Below are 20,456 nucleotides of genomic sequence, written 5' to 3'. Positions count from 1 at the left end.
ATTGAACTCAACCGCGAACGGAAGGTAGGTTGTTCTACTATCGGAGTACCAGTTTAGTTACTCGTGGTAGCTCCATTGCAATTCTCCACTAATCGCGCTTTTGTAAAGGCAACCATTTCAATACATCCTGAATCTTGGCATCCCAGTAGCCCCACTCATGTTCACCAGGCCCTTCCTCGTATGTCAATTCGAAGTTCGTTTGTTCACAGGCATGCCGGAAGGTTTGATTATCCTCATACAGGAAATCTTCCGTTCCGCAGCATTGGTAGAGCAAAGGTCGAGGACTTTCGCTAGAATGGCTTTCTTTTAACAGATGAATCAGATCATTCTCAGTGCCTGCCACCTCTGGTCCAAAAATCCGTTGTAACTCAGCCTGTTGCAATGCGGAGGATGCGTTTCTATCCATATGTGCAGACATATCGAGTGCTCCAGACAAACTGGCAGCTGCCGCATATTGCTCTGGTTTACGAAGGGCCAGCTTAAACGCGCCATAACCACCCATGGATAATCCAGCAACGAAGTTATCCTCACGCTTTGGTGACAGAGGGAAGAAAGAACGAGCAAGTGAGGGCAGTTCTTCGCTGATAAACGTCCAGTATTTTCCGCCTTCGACCATATCTGTATAGAAACTGCGATGTACCTGTGGCATAACAACGGCGATTCCAAGGTTTGCTACATAACGTTCAATCGATGTGCGGCGCAGCCAGATGGAATCATCGTCCGATAGACCGTGTAACAGGTACAGGGTTGGGTGAAGACCTTTGCCGGTCACGTTCTCCATACCGATCTGATTGTGGGTTTGTTGCGGGAGGATGACATGCATGCTGGTACTCAGCCCAAGCGTATCGGAGTAAAAATCACATTTAATAAGTGCCATGAGTATAAGAAACCCCTTTCATAAGTTCGTTAACCACGTGTTTTTGACTTGAGAGGATGAGCCGGGATTGCTCCCTAATAGCTTTTAAGTATCCATATTTAACAGGTTATACGCATTGCTCGTGCAATGCAATAACAAGATGCACATTAAAAAATCATGAAGGAGTATCTCTAAATTGTAAGGTTTCAACAGGCTAAGTTAGATGAGTGGAATGGAGGGGAGATCAACATTGTTACGACGTTGTTTACAACGTAACAATGTTATGTTACACTCATTTCAATAAAAAGGGGGACCATATATGATGGAAGATTTGATCTCCAAGAAAGAATTGTTGGACCTGACAGGAATCTCATACGGCCAGTTATACCGTTGGAAGCGGAAAAATCTCATTCCGGAAGAATGGTTCATTCGGAAGTCGTCCTACACCGGACAAGAGACCTTTTTTCCCAAACAACAGATTTTACTGCGCATTGACAAAATTCTCAATATGAAAGACGGATTATCACTGGATGAGCTGGCAGACGTGTTCTCACCTACGTTGGGTGAAGTGGAAATGTCTGCAGAGCAACTGTTAGAGCGAAACATTGTTTCACAAATCTCGCTGGATCTATTGAAAGAAGCAGGTCGGGAACAACCGTTGTATGCTTTGGAGCAGATTATGATGCTCTACGTCCTTGATAAGCTGTTAATGAGCGGAGATATTACTCGGCAAGAGGGTGCGTTGCTGATCGATGTGATGTCTGAACATTATTATCGTTTTACAGGCAAACCCAGCGAACTCGTGCTTATTCGTAAGATGGGTGTTCCTTCATTCATGCTGGTAACAGCAGGAACGGAGTTTTATTTTGACAATGGTGTGAAAGTGGTTCTTAGGCAGCCGATGGGAACATTTATGGAAGAATTAAAACTCAAATTGGGATAAGGAGAGGATCATCTATGGAAGAGCGGAATAAGCGGAATGATCTGAATGTGGCGGGCATAAGTCAAACGGCAGGCGGGAATTTTCACCGTGTATCTATTGATGGCATGGCTAAGGTGAACGGTAACCTGGACTGCACCTCTATGGAAGTGAATGGAACATTGAAGATGCACGGCGCTTTAAGCTCCGAGAGTGCAACGATTAACGGCATGTGTACGTTGAATGGCCCCTTGACCAGTTCGCGTGTTCGTGTGGATGGTATGACAACAATTAACGGAGATCTTCATAGCCCTGAGCTTGAAGTGAACGGGAAATGCACCGTACGGGGAAGAGTGGATGGGGAACGTATTGATATTGGCGGTGTGATTGATATTGAAGGGGATGTGCAATGCGAGTCCCTGAATGTACGAGGCAATATTAAAATCAGTGGCTTTTTGAATGCAGGAACGGTGGAGATCCGACTTCACACATCTTCTTCGGCTAAAGAGATTGGCGGAGAGCGTATCGATATTCGTCGCAAGGAACAACAGAATGGATTTTGGAAAAGTATTGGCCTGGGCGGGACTCCATCGTTTAAGACATCCTTAATTGAAGGTGATGAGATTGTGCTGGAAGATACCGAAGCTGATATTGTTCGGGGGAGTAACATTTTTATCGGTCGCGGCTGTAACATTAGGCTGGTCGAGTATTCAGGTGAACTTGAGGTAGATCAGGATGCCAAGGTGGGCGGCAGTCAGCGAATTTAAATTTTGGATATGGAGAGAAAGGGATGGGATCGACATGAATAACAATCCTGGGCGTTCTTTGGACAAAAAAATGGATATCAGCATCGTTGGTGATGGCAGTTCTGCTGGGGGCGTGTACGGCAAGGTCAAGGTCGTAGGGGATGCAACCTTCAACGACAATCTATCTTGTGATCGCTTCAAATGTACGGGTACATCGGTCATATACGGATCGCTTGAATCCACAGATATTAAAATTACCGGAACCCTGACTCTAACAGAGCGAGAGACCAGCAACGATGGTGAGGATGGAATCCAGGCATCTGGCCTGCATGCCAAAGCTGAGCATATAAAAGTGGTAGGTGAACTTCATCTGTCCGGGGATTGTCAGGCGGAAAATATCAAGCTGAACGGACGGTTGACGATAGCGGGGATGCTCAGCGCTGAACACATGTCACTCAAAATCATGGGTCCATCCGAGGTCAAGGAAATGGGCGGTGCCATCATCTCGGTGAAGAGTGGCCGGTTGAATGACTTGTTTTCGGGGAATAAGTCAATTCTCAAGGCACAGATTATCGAAGGTGATGATATTGAATTAGAAAATACGGAGGCCGAGATTGTGCGTGGCGATAAAATAAAAATCGGTCCTGGCTGCCGGATCGGTACAGTGGAATACCGTTCATCTCTGCAAATTCATCCGCAATCGGAAGTTTTGCTGCAAAGCAATCGGTCCTTGGACTGATTAACGTAAACTTCTTTTCGGATATACTAATGCAGTCATATGAATAGAGCGTGAATGGAGAGATTGAGTACAATGGTTGCACGTAAAAACAGTATTGGATTGGTGCTGGCAGGGTTACTGCTCAGCATACTAATGGCTTCGATGGATAATACCATCGTGGCAACAGCTATGGGGGATATTGTCGGGAAACTGGGTGGGCTCGACAAGTTCGTCTGGGTTACCTCCGCGTACATGGTGGCTGAGATGGCAGGGATGCCGATCTTCGGTAAGTTATCCGATATGTATGGACGGAAGAAGTTTTTTGTATTTGGTATTATTGTGTTTATGCTCGGCTCAGCACTGTGCGGAACGGCAACGTCTATTGTGGAATTGACGATGTACAGAGCGATTCAGGGTATTGGTGCGGGTGCCTTGGTGCCGATTGCCTTTACGATTATGTTTGATGTCGTTGCACCAGAATCTCGTGGTAAATTGGGTGGGTTGTTTGGAGCGGTCTTTGGTCTGTCCAGCGTCTTTGGACCATTGCTTGGTGCTTATATTACTCAGTATGCGACATGGGAATGGGTATTCTATATCAACCTGCCACTCGGCTTGATTGCATTTGTGTTTATTGCATTCTTCTACAAAGAGTCTCATCAGCATCAATCCCAACAGATCGACTGGCTGGGTGCTGTAACGCTGATCGGTGCTGTTGTGTGCCTGATCTTTGGTCTGGAACTGGGCGGCAAAACGTTTGCCTGGGGTTCCTGGCAGATTCTTGGCTTGTTTGCCGGATTTGTAGCATTAGCGCTGCTTTTCCTGTTTGCAGAAACAAAAGCCAAAGAACCAATCATCTCCTTCAACATGTTCCGCAACCGGGTCTACTGGTCCAGTAACGTTATTGGTATGTTCAGTGGTGCGGCGTTCATTACAGCATCCGTGTACATTCCGATCTTTATACAGGGGGTACTTGGTGGTAAAGCGACCAACTCCGGTCTCGTACTTTTACCGATGATGCTGGGGTCCGTTGTGACGGCGTCCCTGGGCGGTGTGCTCATGACCAAAATCAAATATCGCAATATCATGATTCCTACGTTGGCCTTACTTGTCATTGGACTCGGATTGCTGACTACGTTGGATGAGAGTTCTTCCCTCTGGACGATACGTATTTACATGGTGATGGTTGGTCTGGGTGTCGGGGCTTCGTTCTCGGTACTCAGCAATGCAGCCATGAACGCATTTGAACCGCGAAGACGCGGAGCGGCAAGCTCCACACTTAACTTTTTGCGGTCCCTCGGAATGACGATGGGTATTACGATCTTTGGTATCGTGCAGAGCCAGGTATTTACGCGTAAAATGAATGACGCTCTCGCTGGATCAGCTGCGGAGACAGGTGGTGCTTCCGCGGGTGGTATGCCTCAGGGAATGGATCTGACCGATCCACATGCGTTGCTCTCACCAGAACTCAGACAGGCGATTCCGCCTCAGGTGCTGGATAGCATCACACATGCTCTATCTTCTTCCATCGTGCAGTTATTTGCCTGGGCTGTGATTCCGGCTGCACTCGCGTTGGTCGCTTCCTTCTTCATGGGAAAAGAGAAGATGGTTGTAGGCGAAGAGCAAGGCGAATACACCGGCGGTCACTAAACCGTAATGCAGTAAATCGTGAGTTACGGTAGTAAAGTTAATCTTAGATTGGTAAAACTCGATTAACTTATCTTGAAAATGTAGAGACACACTTCTCGCTTATCCTCAAAAGGGACGTGAAGTGTGTCTTTTTGTTTTCGTGTGATCAGCTTATGCTTATCCATGAATTACGGCAGGACCTTGTTTGTACCATTCCGTGATCTGTAAGTTGTCGGTTGCTTTGAACAAAATTAAGGCTGCTTCGTATCGCTGATCCCGTCCTCGACCACAGAAGGCCCTTGCGGGTCAGGTAGGCTGCTATGACCGGAGCGGGCAATGAGGCGATTCTGAGCTTTGTACGTGTCCCGTGTAATCGTTTTGGATTCGACCACTTTGCCGTCCAGCCTCTTGGTTCTTACCGTCTCCACAATATATCCAGGCTGTCCGTCTTGCAGCACCTGCTGTGCACCATCAGGCAGTACCGTACTAGACACATATTTTACTGGAACACTTAATGTTTCAATGGTCCGAGATTCAAGTGCATAGCTGACGTTCTCCGGGAAGGTGCCGAAAAATTTCACCATCAATTGGTGATTCTTCACCTCTGCATGAATGAGTAAGGATTTTCCAGTATTATTTTTGAAGCGAAAGTTGATGGCTCCCGACGCAAAGGTGGCATCCAGTCCTTTGGGCAAATATTTGACCGGCAGGGAATGGTTGCGACGCTCAATAATATCAAGACCCGTCAATAGCGCTGCATTATACACTGTACTTGATACCTGGCAGATTCCCCCGCCAATTCCGGGGGTTAGTCTTCCATTGACAATGACCGGGGCCTCACGAAACCCATAATCTTTTTCAGCCTTACGGATGACTTTCTCATAATCGAATGTGGCATCCGGTGGTAAAATCATGCCGTTAATCGCTTCCGCCGCTGCGCTGACATTATGTATGCGGCCTTCACTACTATTACCCAGACCCGTGGAGAACTGGATGATCTTTCGGTCAATGCCTTCCTGGCGCAGCGAATCAAGGGTTACTTCAGGCTTCAGCGTATACAGTGGTACATGTATTAGCAATGGGGCAGGTTTCTCATCCGGGTTCAGTACACTGAAATCCCTGTGCAGCTTCGTTTGTATGAGATTTGTGAGTGTATTCCAATCAATGCGGCGGACGCCCTTTTCCGGGATATACTGGACTTTGTCACTTGTGGTAATGCGGCGAACAGCGTCCGCAGGTGTACCGAAGGTTTCTTTTTCCCAGGCAGGGCTGAGATGTTCTTGGAGTGGTCTGGAGTCGTAGTTCATATCGAGAGAGAACTCTTTCGGAAAATGATAACGTGCATAAGCGCGTTCCCACAGGTTACCTTCCTCCAGCTGCTGTATCGCGGTTTTCAAGCTGTTAACGTTGTAGCTCACCCCCACCTGAGCTGCGGTATACGACATCGTCTGGGGGGTGGGTTCAGTCACTTCAAAGGTGACAGGCCAGTCCTCCAGCTTTTGGATCTGTTCATCCAATTCATGCAATACGTTCTTGCGATTCTTCCCCTCCACCAGCATGCCGCCAACATGAACATCTTTGGGCAGGGCAGGTTGATTCACGTACATATACAGCAATCCATAAGACGCGGAGCCGATCAAGAGGATGGAGAATAGAACAATGACCGTCAAATGTATTTTTTTCATAACCGTACGCTCCTTTATACTTCAGTTGTTCCCGACTTTGTAACACTTTCTATATATATGATCCAATGCAGGAAAACTTTCGGGTACTCAATAGGTAACAAATTTGTTACAATAAACTTCATATGAATCCATGCTTCACCATTGAAACAGGAACGAAGTGGATTTTTCCCTGATGAAATTCAGGTCTTTTTAAAGGAAATGCCGGGATTGTGTCGAAATGATAATGGCTAACTATGCGAGCAGGAAGTGATGATGTGATAGAAATGCAGGACGTGTGGAAGACCTACGCCAATGGGACCCACGCATTACAAGGGGTGTCGGTGAAGATCGACCGCAATGAATTTGTCTATATCGTCGGTCCGTCCGGCGCAGGTAAATCGACATTTATGAAATTGATGTACAGAGAAGAAGTTCCGACAAAAGGACAAATATCCATTAACGGATTTAATATTGGTAAGTTGAAGCCAAGAAAGATTCCTTATGTGCGTCGTAACATCGGCGTTGTGTTCCAGGATTTTCGTCTGCTGCCACGGATGACAGCATTTGAGAATGTGGCATTTGCGATGGAAGTTATTGAAGCGCCGAAACGTCATATCAAAAAACGGGTGATGGAAGTGCTCGACTTGGTGGGACTGCGGAGTAAGGCAAATCGCGAACCTTCACAGCTCTCGGGTGGAGAACAGCAGCGTATTGCCATTGCACGGGCTATCGTCAATAACCCGTCGGTTATTATCGCGGACGAGCCTACAGGGAACCTCGATCCGGAGACGTCATGGGGGATTATGCAACTGCTGGATGAGATTAATTTTCGGGGGACAACCATTGTTATGGCGACCCACAACAAAGATATCGTAAACACGATGCGTAAACGGGTAATCGCCATTGAACGTGGACAGATTGTACGGGATCAGATGAGAGGGGAATACGGTTATGAATTTTAGTACTCTCTTGCGCCATCTGCGGGAGGGATTCAAAAACGTATTCCGCAACGGCTGGATGTCTGTGGCCTCCATCATGTCCATCATTGTGTCGCTATTGATTCTTGGTGTGTTTATGCTACTGGTGCTCAATGTGAACTCCATGGCGAATCAGGTTGATAGCCAAGTGGAGATCAGCACGTTCCTCGAGCTGAATGTGGACGAGAACCTGCGTAACACACTGGAGCAAGAAATCAGCGCGATGCCTGAAGTAAGTGAGATTCGTTTTGTTTCCAAGGAAGAAGGACTCAAGGAGTTCCGTGAGCGTCTTGGAGAGAGTGCAGATAACGTGCTTAGCGGTTTCGATGTGGACAACAACCCACTGCCGGAGACCATTGAAGTTGAGGTCATTGAACCGGAAACCGTCACTTTTGTGGCGCAAAAAATCGAAGCTTTGAACGAAAAACACCCGGAGAAGCCGATCATGAAAGTGAACTACGGCAAGGAAACGGTGGAAGTGTTGTTCAAATTTACGAAACTTGTTCGTAACATCGGATTTATTTTTGTCGGGGGACTGGGTCTGATGTCCATGTTCCTGATCTCGAATACGATTCGCGTAACGATTCTGGCACGTCGCCGGGAGATCGGAATTATGAAGCTTGTTGGTGCAACCAATACCTTTATTCGCTGGCCTTTCTTTATTGAAGGTGCACTCATTGGATTTATTGGATCGGTCATTACGGTTGGGGTGCTGTTCGTTGGATACAGCCAGTTGATGAAGACGATTGGTCAGGATGTCTTCATGCAGATGCTTAACTTGATTCCGCTCGGCGAAATCTGGTTGCTGTTTGGAACACTGTTGATTGGACTCGGTGTGCTGGTAGGTATTTTGGGAAGTACACTGTCCATTCGGAAATCACTCAATGTTTAATTTTGTTTTCAACGGTCGAATTGCAGAATATGTCGAAAAGAATGGTAAAGCAGGTTCATTAATGGACGCTGTTTGACGATATGTAGGAAAGACGGAGTCTTTTAAGATTGAAGAAAGCAAAGAACATGCTGTTCACCACCTGTGCAGGTTGCTTTCTTGTGAAATCATAGGATGGGGGATCATCATTTTGAAAAAAACCGCTTCGCTACTGGCCTTTACGTTATTGGCCAGTTTGACGCTTCAACCTTCTGACGGATATGCCAAGAGTAGCATCAGCGATATTGACCAACAGATTCAGCAACTGGAGAGCAAGGCGGCTTCTGCCAAGCAGGAGCAAAAAAAAGCGGCTTCCAACAAAAAGGAAGCACAGCATTACAAGAACAAAACCAACGCTTATCTGAAGGTTGTCATGGAACAGATCAATGTCGTTAGTGATGAACTGGCGAGTGTATCCTTGCAGATCGAGAACACGGAGGAAGATCTCCGTACAACGAAAAAAGATCTGCAAGCGGCAGAAGAACGCATTGTTGCAAGGGAAAAATTGTTGGAGTCACGCGTGCGCCTGATGTATACGGACGGTGCTGTATCCTATCTGGATGTATTGTTGTCCTCTACTAGCTTCACTGACTTCCTGACCCGTGCGGATTCACTCAAAACGATTGTGGACCAGGATCAGCATCTGCTGGATGAGCACAAAGCGGACAAGCAACTGGTCGTGGACAAAAAGGCAGAATTGGATGTGCAATATGCGGAAGCCAAGAGCCTGTATGCACAGAAGAAACAGCGCAAGTCCCAATTGAATGAAAAAGAAGCGGAAAAGCAAGTGCTTCTCGCTTCATATGATGCTAAAATTGAAGAGTCAGAAGAGCTGACACAAGAGCAGGAAGATGTGTTAATGCAGATTGCCAGCAAACGTTCGGCCCTTCTTCAAGAGAAAAATAAATTACGTGAACAGCAGGCAGCCGCAGCGGCTAAAGCAAAAGCCGCAGCTGCTGCCCGGGCGAAAGCTGCAGCCAAGGCACCAACCAGAGTCAGCTCGGATAGCAGCAGTGAGGTTACCTATTCATCCGGTAATGGTATCTTCTCAAAACCAGTATCTGGAGGACGTATTTCTTCTGGATTCGGCCCCCGTACCCATCCAATTACGGGCGTAGTTGGTAAGATGCATGCAGGTGTCGATTTTGCTGTTCCTCAGGGAACTTCGGTTCACGCTGCTTCTGGCGGAATCGTGATCATGGCTGAATGGTATAGCGGTTATGGCTATACGGTTATTGTGGACCACGGCGGTGGACTATGGACGTTATATGGTCACTTGCGCGAAGGTGGATTCAAAGTCAGCAAGGGAGACACAGTAAGCAAAGGGGATACCATTGCTGAGTCAGGAAATACAGGGAACTCTACTGGACCTCATTTGCACTTTGAAGTGAGAGATAACGGTACCGCTGTAAATCCGATGAACTATTTGTAATTATTGCTCCGTCGTTCGAATGGAAAAAACATATTCCGTACAAGCTAGACATATAATAAGCTGGCATGTTCAGGGAATGGATTCTGGCAACAATGGAATCGGACACGCTTCAAAACTAAAGGCGGTGACAAACGGATGATGAAGAAAAGATCGGCGCTACTGCTTGTCATTGTGGGTCTCCTGGGTGGTAGTTTGCTAACCCTGGTACTAATGACTTACCCGGGAATAGCAAACCAAACCACAGCTGGCGAAGGTTTGCTGGCTAGTGTAACCGGCAATACACAGCAGAAGAACGATTTGAAAAAGATTGAAACTGCGATGGATTTGATCTCAAGCAACTATTATAAAGACGTGGATCAGACCAAATTGATTGACGGTGCGATCAACGGCATGATGGAATCGCTTGGTGATCCGTACTCCAACTATATGGGGCAGGAAACGGCTGCTCAGTTTGAAGAGTCGATCGAAGGTTCATTTACCGGTATTGGCGCAGAGGTATCCTCACAGGATGGAAACGTTGTTGTTGTTTCCCCAATCAAAGGATCACCTGCCGAGAAAGCGGGTATTCGTGCCAAAGACATGATTATGTCAGTCAACGGCGAATCCCTGCAAGGTTTGGAACTGAACAAGGCTGTCAACAAAATCAGAGGTCCCAAGGGCAGTGAAGCGAAGGTACAGGTCAAACGTGCCGGATCTTCCGAGCTGATTGAATTTGTGATTGTACGGGATGACATTGATCTGGAAACCGTATATGCTCACATGGAAGATGGCGGAATTGGCGTTATTGCCATTACTCAATTCTCTTTGAATACAGGCGATCGCTTCAAGGAAGAGTTGGCGAAGCTCGAGAAGCAGAACATGAAAGGTCTGGTCATCGACGTACGGAATGACCCAGGCGGTGTATTGCAAGTCGTTATTGATATTGCTGAACAGTTTGTTCCTAAAGGCAAGGTTATTGTGCAAGTTGAAGACAAGAACGGCAAAAAGGAACAAAGTAAATCCAATGGATCAGCTAAAGCTTATCCAGTCACAGTCCTGATGAACAAAGGTAGCGCGAGCGCGTCGGAGATTCTGGCCGGTGCATTACAACAGTCAGCAGGTGCGAAGTTGATTGGTGAGAACTCCTTTGGTAAAGGAACCGTGCAGACGAGTTATGACAAGCAAATGGGTGACGGCAGCTTGCTGAAGATCACCATTGCCAAATGGCTCACTCCGAACGGAGACTGGATTCATGAAAAAGGAATCAAACCGGATATTGCGGTAGACCAGCCGGATTATTTCTCGGTGGCACCGATTAACAAAGAGAAGTTACCACTTAAATATGACAGCAATAGCACGGATGTGAAAAGTGCGCAGACGATGCTGAGAGGACTCGATTTCAAACCGGATCGTGTGGATGGATACTACGACCAGAAGACAGAAGAAGCGGTCAAGGCATTCCAGAAGCAAAAAGGCATTCAGGCTACAGGCCAGATTGACGAGAAAACCGCTGAATCACTGGAAGCGGCTCTGATTGAACGTATTGCCAATCCTCAATATGATGCACAGCTGAAACGCGCGATCGAAAATGTCTCAAAGGATATTTCGTCCGCTGTGTCGAAGCCATAAAGAAGGCTGATTTTCAGCCTTCTTTTTTTCTGAACCGGCTGAAAGAGAGGGGTGACCGACCACAATGGAATGGGTATGGCCGTGGTTAACTACATTAGGGGAAGCTTTGTTGCAGTTGTTTATTCAGCCGTTTTATTATATTGCGGTGATCCTGATTGCGCTGATCTATCATCGTCAGTTACTGCAGGAGCGTAAATTGTTTCATGTCCGTTTGCAAAGCTCGATAACACAGACGATTCGTGCGGTGCTCGGAGGCATACTCATCGGTACCATTGTCTCGATCTTGTCCCTATTCCTTGGTGCACATCTTACACTGGGAAGTCTCATATGCATATGGGCTGCAACATTAATTCTATCCTTGTTCCGTATCCGGTATCTGTGCTTTGCCTACGCGGCCGGGTTGCTGGGTGTGGTGCAATTTGGTTTGAATCTGGCTTCAGGCTGGCAACCATCCGGTTGGATGGGCACTATCACGGAAACGCTTCGTGCCCTGGATATGCCTGCACTGCTTGTCCTAGCGGCGCTTCTACATATGGGTGAAGCCCTGTTGGTACGCATGCAGGGGGTATCGATGGCATCACCACTTCTCTTCGAGGGGAAACGTGGGAAACTGGTTGGTGGATATCAACTGCAACAGTTCTGGGCCATTCCTCTACTGATTCTTGTTCCCGTCACAGGAGGTGGCGCGGAGCTGGCATGGAATCCACTGATGAATGCAGGACATAGTTATATGCTGGTTGCATTGCCCATCATGCTCGGATTTGGTGAGATAACGCAGAGTATGCTTCCGGGACAAAAGGTGCAGATCTCATCAAAGCGGTTGATGATATACGGGGCAACTTTGCTCGTGTTCAGCTTGCTTGCTGCATGGTGGTCTCCACTCATGGTGGTTGCTGCGCTAATTGCATTTATTGGACATGAATTTCTGGTATGGTACAGCGCGTTTGAAGAGCAAAACCGGAGTCCGGTATTTGTCCATCCGCAGCATGGGCTGAAGGTATTGGCTGTTATTCCGGAGAGTCCTGCTGCAGATTTGGGGATTGAAGCAGGAGAGACCTTGTACAAGGTGAACGGTAAGTTGGTTCATTCACCAGAAGAGTTACATCGTGCCCTGCGGATGAACCCGGCTTTTTGCAAACTTGAGGTGCGAAATCACCAAGGAGAAAGCAAGTTCATGCAACGAGCGATCTATGAAGGGGAGCATCATCAGCTTGGGGTCATTATGGCACCGGACAATCACGAGGTCTGGGCGATTCGGTTACGTCCACTGACGCTGTTCCATATCATCAATCTCAAATTGTTTGCCCGCTTGAAAAAACCACAAAGGGACGAAGCCCCATTGGCGTTACCGCCAGCCCCTGTGGCCAGTGATAAAGGATCCATAGAGATGTAACTAAGCATACGTGATGAAGTATGTTGCATACATCAAGCAATGAAAAAGGTATTTCCGAGCGCCGTCGCAGGCAAGGGAAATACCTTTTTTGTTATTGTTTTAGCATAAAGATGGCGATTTGAGTCCGATCACGCAAGCTCAGCTTGCCGAGAATATCTGTGACGTAGTTTTTGACCGTGCCTTCACTGAGGAACAATTTGGCGGCAATTTCCTTATTGGATAAACCCTCCGATATGGCCTCGGCAACCGCCAGCTCCATACGTGTCAGTCCATAGGCTTCGATTGGATTCTGTGTCAGGGGAGTCGTAGCAGGACGAAGAAGTCCTGTTAGCTTGCGAGCAATATCTGGATGAATTAACATATCACCATTATGTACGGTCTTGATGCCTTGAATGATCCGCTCGGGTGGAACATTTTTGAGCAAATAACCGCTTGCTCCATCCTGTAATGCCTGAATAATATACTCATCGTCGTCAAACGTAGTCAGCATGAGCACCTGGATTTCAGGAAAACGTGACTTGATGCGTTTGGTACCTTCAACTCCATCACATTCCGGCATCCGAATATCCATTAAAACCACGTCCGCAGGCGTCCCTGCTTCAAGCAATTCCAACGCTTCCTGTCCATTTGAGGCTGTACCTGTAACGCGAATGCCGGAGTCCAGTCCGAGCAGCACTTTCAGGCTCTCACGAATGAAGTAATCATCGTCTGCGAGAATCAGCCGAATAAGTGGGAGCTGGCCTGAATCATTCTTGTTGTTCACATCATTCCGTTCGGACATGAGAACATTCACTTCCTTTTTTCAGAGTATATCCATCTGGTTCGTTAATGGAATGCGTGTAATCACTGTATACGGATAAGCAGATTGAATCTCCAGGACTCCTCCCACCATTTGTGTGCGCAGAAGCATGCCTTCCTGTCCTATGCCATTTCGCTTGGAAGAATGGGGATTGATTTTGCCATCATTACTTACACTCATACACACTTCTTGATCCCCGAATACCAACTCCACAGTGATCGAAGAAGCATTTCCGTGTCGCAGGGCATTGGTCAAGGCTTCTTTGGCATTTTTGAACAGAACGATTTGTATGCTGGGATACAGCACATGGGATGGGCCATGAACTTCATAATTTGTCTTCACGCCAGTATCTCTACCCACTTCCTCGAGAAGACGATCCAGGGCGTAGGCTTCGGATGCATAGGAATTCGGTTGCAGTTTGTGTAGTGTGTTGCGCATATCATCCATACTATCGGCCAATTGATCGCGAATCTGTCTCACCATTTCCGTTCCTTGTTCCATATCGAGAGGGAGGGTCAGCAGGGCGGCTTCCGACATCATTTTGGTGCGAATCAGTCGATGCCCGATATCGTCATGAAGCTGTCTGGAGATACGGGTACGTTCCTCTGCCTGAGCCACTCCTTCAAGTTGCTTTGTAAATAACAGCAGCTGCGCACGCGCTTCTTGGAGCTCGTAATGTTTGCTGCGAAGTTCGTCATAGACTTGTTCCAGTTGTCCGCGGCTGCTCGCCGTTCTTGATCCCTGCCAGGACAGAGCCGCTGTGATAAGTAGAAGCAGGTTGCCAAGAACCATCGCAGTTGTCTCTGTGGAGAGTAAGGTAATGTCGGTTGTATTTAGTGTGATTAACCCTGGCTGCGGCGCCTGTGAGTCAGAATAATGCCAATGCAAAGCGACATTGTTAGCGACAAGCTGAATTGCAAACATCAACCATCTCCGATTTCCCTCCAGTCTGTATATATACACGTAGAGCACGGAGAGAGAGAGGAAAAACATAAATGGTCCATATGAAGCAATCAGCCAACAGCTCCAGAGTATTTCGGCCAGAAGCAACAGCCATTGCTGTGTACTTGAACGGTTGAAATCTTTCCACACGGAGAGTCCAAGCGCGATGATGATATATAGGGTGTAGACGGCTTCGTTGTCCAAGGGCAGCATCAACATGTACAGCACGGCTGGAACGATAATTAATCCGTATTGCAGAAACCGCATCGGCATAGGGCAGTGACATCCTTTATATAAAAAGTGGAGTAAAATCTCTCGGTAATGCGCCCTTGATTATACCATAAGCAGCATTCGAATCAGGAGATGACTTAAGTCACCTTCGATTCATGACTTTTCGTACCTTCGCTACAGAGTGCGATCCGTTACAATAAAATTATGAAATCCAGCGGCGAAGGCCGAAACGGAAAAGGGGCGTAAAAGGGATGGGCATACTTGAAGTAGATCATGTAGTAAAACGATACGGCAGCAAGCTGTCCGTGGATCATTTGAACCTTAGTGTTGGCAAAGGCGAAATTTTTGGATTGCTTGGTCCCAATGGAGCAGGAAAAAGTACCACCATCAGCATGATTGCAGGGCTCCTGAATATGGATCAGGGTGAAATCAGATTAGATGGGATATCGGTCAAGGAGCGACCGCTTGAAGTAAAGCGCAAGATCGGACTCGTTCCGCAGGATCTGGCTTTATACGAAACCATGTCTGCTGCGGAGAATGTGACTTTTTTTGCCAGACTGTATGGACTACGTGGAAAATTGCTTAAGGAAAGAGTGCAGGAGTCTCTTGAATTTGTAGGGTTGCAGGATAAAGCAAAGGATGCCCCCTCGACCTTCTCTGGCGGTATGAAACGCAGGTTAAACATCGCATGTGCGATTACACATCGCCCGGATCTCATTATCATGGATGAACCGACAGTTGGCATTGATCCGCAATCTCGAAATCATATTCTTGAATCGGTACGCACACTTAACAAGATGGGTTCAACGATCATATATACAAGTCATTACATGGAGGAAGTGGCGGCGATTAGTCACCGGGTTGCGATTATGGATCAGGGGCGAATTATTGCCTGTGGGACTGAAGCAGAGCTGAGAGAACGAGTAGCATCGGAGGAAAAAGTAGTGCTCTCCACTTCCGGTATCGGTCCCGACGTTGTGGAAGAACTGAAACTTCACCCCCGCGTGCGGATGGTAGACGTTTCAGAGAATACACTGACCATTACGCTGCCTTCGGCACAGCAGGATCTCCAGGATCTGCTCTTCATTTGCAGCAAACATGAAGTATCCATTCAGTCTCTCAAGGTCGAAGAGCCGGATCTGGAAACGTTATTCCTCAATCTGACCGGGCGTACGCTTCGGGACTAGGGGGAACAAGAGATGAATATATGGCATATTTGCATCTTTGAATTAAGGCGTATTCTTAAGATTCGATCTGTGGTGTTAAACCTGTTTATTTTGCCATTGTTACTGATTTTTATATTGGGCACGGCACTTTCCAGTACGATGGGTACGGCGGAGGATGTTATTCCGGATACTGTACGTGTGGGAATCATCCATTTGAGCACTGATTCAGGCGGAGGATCAAGTACGGTTAATCAAGCGCTGGATACATTCGTTGAATCCCCGGAAGTGGCTGAGATGGTCAAGGTGCAGAACTTTACGACTGAAGAAGAGGCCGTTCATTCGCTGCGTACCGGCAAGCTGGACTTTGCTGTAATGATTCCTTCGGATTTTGAGCAGAAGGTGATGACGGGGAAAGAGGCCAGGTTACAGTGGATACGAGGAAAGGATAATACGCTCAATACCTTGGGTGAAACTTTGTTCACACGATTTACGGATGAATGGAACCGACAGATGGCGATTACCAAAGTGTTCGGTCCGGAAGTAATTGCTGCCATGGCCTCTGCTTCGGAGTCTGGTACGGTGAATTCCACCTCCATTGCTGTCACTAATCCCGGTAAGACAGGTACGGCGTATAGTGCCTCCCAATACTATGCCGCATCCATGCTGGCGATGTTTATGTTGTACTCGGGTATGACAACCAGTACCAGCCTTTTTGGAGAGCGTGATAACAAAACGTTAATTCGCCTTCAGGCTGCACCGATGGGTAACGGAGTTATTTTCGCTGGCAAAATTGCAGGAAATAGTCTGCTCGCTTTCTTGCAGGCAACGACGATTATCCTTATGACATATTGGCTCTACGGTGTGGATTGGGGAACCCATCCTTGGTATATTGTGCTGACTTGTGTATCCATCACATTGGCATCCATGACTCTTGGCGTAATCGTGGCATTGGTATGCAAAAGCACAGCATCGGCCAGTGCAACCTTACAAGGTATCATCGTTGCCATGACATTCATCAGTGGTGGGTTCATGCCCATTCCGATTGATTTTGTACAACGGCTTAGCCAATTTACGGTTAACCACTGGGCGCTCCAGAGTTTTCTGAGAATGATGCTGGATGCACCTGTAGCAGAGATTGTGTATAACATTCTAATGCTAGGCGCAGTATGCGCTGTATTACTGCTTATCTCAGGAATGATCTATAGAAAGGCAGGATACCGATATGAATAGTCTGCACATCGCCTGGTTGATGATTAGACGTACACTTGGCCGTAAAATGGGCTTCATTACGTTTCTGCTTCTGCCTTGCCTGGTGGTTACAGGAGCGGTTGCTCTCTTTGGAAGCGAGCAGAGTACACGGACGGTCATTCCCTACGTCAATGAGGATACAGGGGTAGCAGGAGCATGGATGATTCAAGAACTTGCTGGCAACGAGCAGTACCTGCTCAAGCCGATGACAAATGAAGCAGAAGTGAAGGAATCCATCGCTCAGCAAAAAGGAAGTTCTGGCATCATCATTCCGGCACATTATACGGAAGATCTGTTAAAAGGAAAGCCAACCGAGATCCAATTGGTGGAGCTGCGGATAAGCGAAGCTTCCTACACACTGCGAGCAGCAGTTGAAGGTTTGACGAGCGGATTGTTACAATCTGCTTCAGCTGTTAAGGTGGCGGCAGGTCCTGTCTCAAGTGAGACTGACATACTATCGAGTATACAGAAGCCCTTTGAACAGCTTTTACAGGAGATAGGAGAACATCAGGTTGCTGGTGAAGTCACCGATCTGCAGATCTATCCCAAGCCAGGCCTGAACAATGTGACTGGATTTACAATCATGTTTATGATGGGACTGCTGACCAGTGCAGTGGCTGTGATCATGGAAGATCGCAGGAAACGTACGATGGCCAGAGTATATACGGCACCCGTCCGTGCATATGAGATTGCGCTTGGTAATTTCCTCGGAAGCTTTGTCATTGGCATGATTCAGATTGTTATGGTTTTGGGAGTCAGCAGGTGGCTGCTGCATTATGATGCCGGTATTCCTTTTGGCATTCATTTCATCATCTTGGCCGCATTCATGCTGGTCTCCATGGGGATCGCAAGTACCGTGGCCGGATTAATCCGTAATCCCAAAAATGCCAACATGCTGAATTCACTTGTCATTATGCCAACTTGCATGATAGGTGGTTGTTTCTGGCCGATCTCGTTGATGCCAGATTATATGCAAAAGCTCGCCAACTTTGTTCCGCAGAAATGGGCGATTCAGGCGGTGGAAACGATCTCTGCTGGTGGTACATTGTCGGATATCACATTGCCACTATTGATTTTGTTTGGCATGGCTGCCATTTTGCTGACGGTTGGTTCTGCGATTCTACGCCCTAGCCAGCCAGGAGTAGAGGCATAAGGTAAATACTAATTTTGAAGAAGCCGAATGCATAAGGGGGCATTCGGTTCTTTTATATTAAGGGCTCAGTGAAACAGATGATTTGACTGAATTTATTTATACACTAGACTTGTACTTCATTGTATGGAGTTATACCTATGTTCTGTTGCTTTAAATCTATGGTAGATTATTTGTGTAGGGCTGAACTAGACAGGTTACGATCTGTCACGTATGATATGTTGCAGTCGGCGCATAACAGCGCGTGGTCTCTTCTATAGCAAGTGTAGATGTTAAACAGAAAGAGGGTTAGAAGCTTTATGACAATAATAGGAATAGATCTTGGAACAACAAATAGTTTGGTATCATGCTGGGTCAACGGTGAATCCGTTATTATCCCGAATGCTCTTGGGAATCGTTTGACACCTTCAGTGGTGAGTGTGGACGACAATGGGGAAATTTTAGTAGGGGAGATTGCCAAAGAGCGATTAATCACGCATCCAGAAAAAACAGCATCTGTATTTAAAAGATACATGGGAACAAACAGAACGTTTAGTTTGGGTACATATCAATTTTTGCCTGAAGAGTTATCCTCCTTTGTCTTGAAATCTTTGAAAGCGGATGCCGAAGCCTATTTAGGTGTTGAAGTAACAGAGGCTGTTATCAGTGTGCCAGCATATTTCAATGATACTCAGCGAAAATCGACCAAACGTGCTGGACAACTGGCAGGAATTAAAGTGGATCGACTGCTCAGTGAACCAACCGCCGCAGCGATTGCGTATGGCCTGCATCAACAGAAACCAGAGACAAAATTCCTCATTTTTGACCTTGGAGGTGGAACCTTTGATGTATCCATCCTGGAATTGTTTGACGGAATTATGGAAGTGAAGTCAGTAGCAGGGGATAACTTTCTGGGAGGGGAGGATTTTACCGAACTGATTACGCATTGGTTTTTGAATCATCACCAAATTCAGCAGAATGATCTGTCTGACAAGACACAGATGGCGCTTTGGAAACAGGCAGAGCTATGCAAGCAGGCATTGAGCGAAGGGCGTGAAGGAACGATAACCTTGACACTTGAAGATGGTGTGAAAGAGGTGAGCATTGATCGCACCCAATTTGAACAGTTAGCGAAGCCGCTGCTTGCCAGGTTGCAAAAGCCTGTGGAACGTGCGCTCCGTGATGCCGCCGTGCAACTCGATGAATTGGATGCCGTTATTCTTGTTGGAGGAGCAACCCGCATGCCTGTAATCTACTCGTTTACGGGTAAATTATTTGGCAGACTGCCAGCAAATTACTTGCATCCGGATGAAGCCATCGCCATTGGCGTGGGAATTCAAGCTGCTATGAAAGCTCGCCATGCGGATGTGCAGGAAGTTATTCTGACAGATGTATGTCCATATACTTTAGGGATTTCCATCTCGAAACCTTTAGGTGAAGGTCGATATGAATCGGGTATTTTTGACCCAATCATCGAACGGAATACGGTTGTTCCGGTAAGCAGGGTTCAACGTTACTGTACATTAAGGCACAATCAAACTAAAATTACAGCTGATGTGTATCAAGGCGAAAGTCGCCTGGTCGAAAACAATATTAAACTTGGTGAACTGACGATTAATGTACCACCTGCACCGGAGGGGGAACAGGCTATAGATGTTCGCTTTACTTACGATATGAATGGCATCTTGGAAGTGGAAGTGTCTTCCGTGGATACGGGTGAAAAGAAAGTGGCGATCATAGAAGAGAAAGAAAGCGGTTTGTCCCACGAAGAGATTGCCCAACGTTTCAAAGAGTTGGAGTCTATCAAAATACATCCTCGTGAGCGGATGGAAAACCGGCATTTAGTGGCGCGTGGAGAACGCTTATACGAAGAATCTCTGGCAGAGCAACGTTTGGTAATCTTAGATGCCATGTTGAAGTTTGAAGAGAAGTTAAAACAGCAAGAAGATCGTGAAATTAAGAAGGAAGCAGAAAAATTGAAAGTGACGTTGGATGAGATTGAAAACAGTCACCGATTATGGTGAGAAGTGTAACATCATAACGAAAAGCACGGTCTTGTTCGAAGAGGAACAGA

At 46.9% G+C, this 20,456-nt stretch carries 17 protein-coding genes; 13 read left to right on the top strand and 4 right to left on the bottom strand.

From position 1 onward, the window contains the following. Positions 1 to 88: 88 nt before the first annotated feature. On the bottom strand, positions 89 to 877 hold the full coding sequence (locus tag ACETMN_RS30085) for an alpha/beta hydrolase (RefSeq protein ID WP_091013061.1): 789 nt from the start codon (positions 875 to 877) through the stop codon (positions 89 to 91). A gap of 298 nt (positions 878 to 1,175) precedes the next feature. On the opposite strand from ACETMN_RS30085, the gene ACETMN_RS30080 reads away from it, so the two are divergent. The 4 genes from ACETMN_RS30080 to ACETMN_RS30065 all read left to right on the top strand — a co-directional run bounded on the left by ACETMN_RS30080 (position 1,176) and on the right by ACETMN_RS30065 (position 4,886). After that, positions 1,176 to 1,799 (top strand): YhbD family protein, encoded by a 624-nt coding sequence (locus ACETMN_RS30080; RefSeq protein WP_091013064.1) that lies wholly within the window; start codon positions 1,176 to 1,178, stop codon positions 1,797 to 1,799. Positions 1,800 to 1,813: 14 nt separating this feature from the next. Then, positions 1,814 to 2,542 carry a polymer-forming cytoskeletal protein gene (locus ACETMN_RS30075; RefSeq protein WP_091013067.1) on the top strand — a complete coding sequence of 243 codons (729 nt, stop codon included), beginning with the start codon at positions 1,814 to 1,816 and terminating at the stop codon, positions 2,540 to 2,542. A gap of 34 nt (positions 2,543 to 2,576) precedes the next feature. Continuing rightward, complete coding sequence (locus ACETMN_RS30070) at positions 2,577 to 3,260, top strand: hypothetical protein (RefSeq protein WP_091013071.1); 684 nt, start codon at positions 2,577 to 2,579, stop codon at positions 3,258 to 3,260. Positions 3,261 to 3,332: 72 nt separating this feature from the next. Next, a complete protein-coding gene (locus ACETMN_RS30065; protein WP_091013073.1) occupies positions 3,333 to 4,886 on the top strand; it encodes an MDR family MFS transporter in 1,554 nt (517 codons plus the stop codon). A gap of 230 nt (positions 4,887 to 5,116) precedes the next feature. Here ACETMN_RS30065 and ACETMN_RS30060 read toward each other — a convergent pair whose 3' ends face one another. Continuing rightward, a complete protein-coding gene (locus ACETMN_RS30060) occupies positions 5,117 to 6,550 on the bottom strand; it encodes a VanW family protein (protein ID WP_091013075.1) in 1,434 nt (477 codons plus the stop codon). A gap of 254 nt (positions 6,551 to 6,804) precedes the next feature. On the opposite strand from ACETMN_RS30060, the gene ftsE reads away from it, so the two are divergent. The 5 genes from ftsE to ACETMN_RS30035 all read left to right on the top strand — a co-directional run bounded on the left by ftsE (position 6,805) and on the right by ACETMN_RS30035 (position 12,867). Further along, positions 6,805 to 7,491, top strand: coding sequence for a cell division ATP-binding protein FtsE (gene ftsE / locus ACETMN_RS30055; RefSeq protein ID WP_024631580.1), 687 nt, complete (start codon positions 6,805 to 6,807; stop codon positions 7,489 to 7,491). Continuing rightward, positions 7,481 to 8,398 (top strand): permease-like cell division protein FtsX, encoded by a 918-nt coding sequence (gene ftsX / locus ACETMN_RS30050; RefSeq protein ID WP_091013078.1) that lies wholly within the window; start codon positions 7,481 to 7,483, stop codon positions 8,396 to 8,398. The genes ftsE and ftsX overlap by 11 nt, the downstream gene beginning before the upstream one ends. 187 nt (positions 8,399 to 8,585) lie before the next feature. Continuing rightward, positions 8,586 to 9,866: a murein hydrolase activator EnvC family protein gene (locus tag ACETMN_RS30045; RefSeq protein WP_091013080.1), complete on the top strand. Its 1,281-nt coding sequence runs from the start codon at positions 8,586 to 8,588 to the stop codon at positions 9,864 to 9,866. Positions 9,867 to 10,001: 135 nt separating this feature from the next. Beyond that, a complete protein-coding gene (locus ACETMN_RS30040) occupies positions 10,002 to 11,474 on the top strand; it encodes a S41 family peptidase (RefSeq protein ID WP_074096593.1) in 1,473 nt (490 codons plus the stop codon). A 64-nt stretch (positions 11,475 to 11,538) separates the two neighbouring features. Then, positions 11,539 to 12,867 carry a PDZ domain-containing protein gene (locus tag ACETMN_RS30035; RefSeq protein ID WP_091013083.1) on the top strand — a complete coding sequence of 443 codons (1,329 nt, stop codon included), beginning with the start codon at positions 11,539 to 11,541 and terminating at the stop codon, positions 12,865 to 12,867. 91 nt (positions 12,868 to 12,958) lie between these two features. Here ACETMN_RS30035 and ACETMN_RS30030 read toward each other — a convergent pair whose 3' ends face one another. Then, positions 12,959 to 13,648: a response regulator transcription factor gene (locus ACETMN_RS30030; RefSeq protein WP_091013085.1), complete on the bottom strand. Its 690-nt coding sequence runs from the start codon at positions 13,646 to 13,648 to the stop codon at positions 12,959 to 12,961. 21 nt (positions 13,649 to 13,669) lie between these two features. Further along, complete coding sequence (locus tag ACETMN_RS30025; RefSeq protein WP_091013088.1) at positions 13,670 to 14,881, bottom strand: sensor histidine kinase; 1,212 nt, start codon at positions 14,879 to 14,881, stop codon at positions 13,670 to 13,672. 209 nt (positions 14,882 to 15,090) lie between these two features. On the opposite strand from ACETMN_RS30025, the gene ACETMN_RS30020 reads away from it, so the two are divergent. The 4 genes from ACETMN_RS30020 to ACETMN_RS30005 all read left to right on the top strand — a co-directional run bounded on the left by ACETMN_RS30020 (position 15,091) and on the right by ACETMN_RS30005 (position 20,406). Then, a complete protein-coding gene (locus ACETMN_RS30020; protein WP_036667718.1) occupies positions 15,091 to 16,026 on the top strand; it encodes an ABC transporter ATP-binding protein in 936 nt (311 codons plus the stop codon). 12 nt (positions 16,027 to 16,038) lie between these two features. After that, on the top strand, positions 16,039 to 17,235 hold the full coding sequence (locus ACETMN_RS30015; RefSeq protein ID WP_091013091.1) for an ABC transporter permease: 1,197 nt from the start codon (positions 16,039 to 16,041) through the stop codon (positions 17,233 to 17,235). Continuing rightward, positions 17,228 to 18,406 carry an ABC transporter permease gene (locus ACETMN_RS30010; RefSeq protein ID WP_091013093.1) on the top strand — a complete coding sequence of 393 codons (1,179 nt, stop codon included), beginning with the start codon at positions 17,228 to 17,230 and terminating at the stop codon, positions 18,404 to 18,406. The genes ACETMN_RS30015 and ACETMN_RS30010 overlap by 8 nt, the downstream gene beginning before the upstream one ends. Positions 18,407 to 18,702: 296 nt before the next feature. After that, on the top strand, positions 18,703 to 20,406 hold the full coding sequence (locus ACETMN_RS30005) for a molecular chaperone HscC (RefSeq protein ID WP_091013095.1): 1,704 nt from the start codon (positions 18,703 to 18,705) through the stop codon (positions 20,404 to 20,406). Positions 20,407 to 20,456 lie beyond the last annotated feature (50 nt).

Source organism: Paenibacillus sp. M2 (assembly GCF_046713495.1).
Classification (GTDB): Bacteria; Bacillota; Bacilli; order Paenibacillales; family Paenibacillaceae; genus Paenibacillus; species Paenibacillus amylolyticus_B.
Note: the sequence above shows the minus strand (reverse complement) of the source record. Positions and strands in the feature narration are given on the sequence as shown.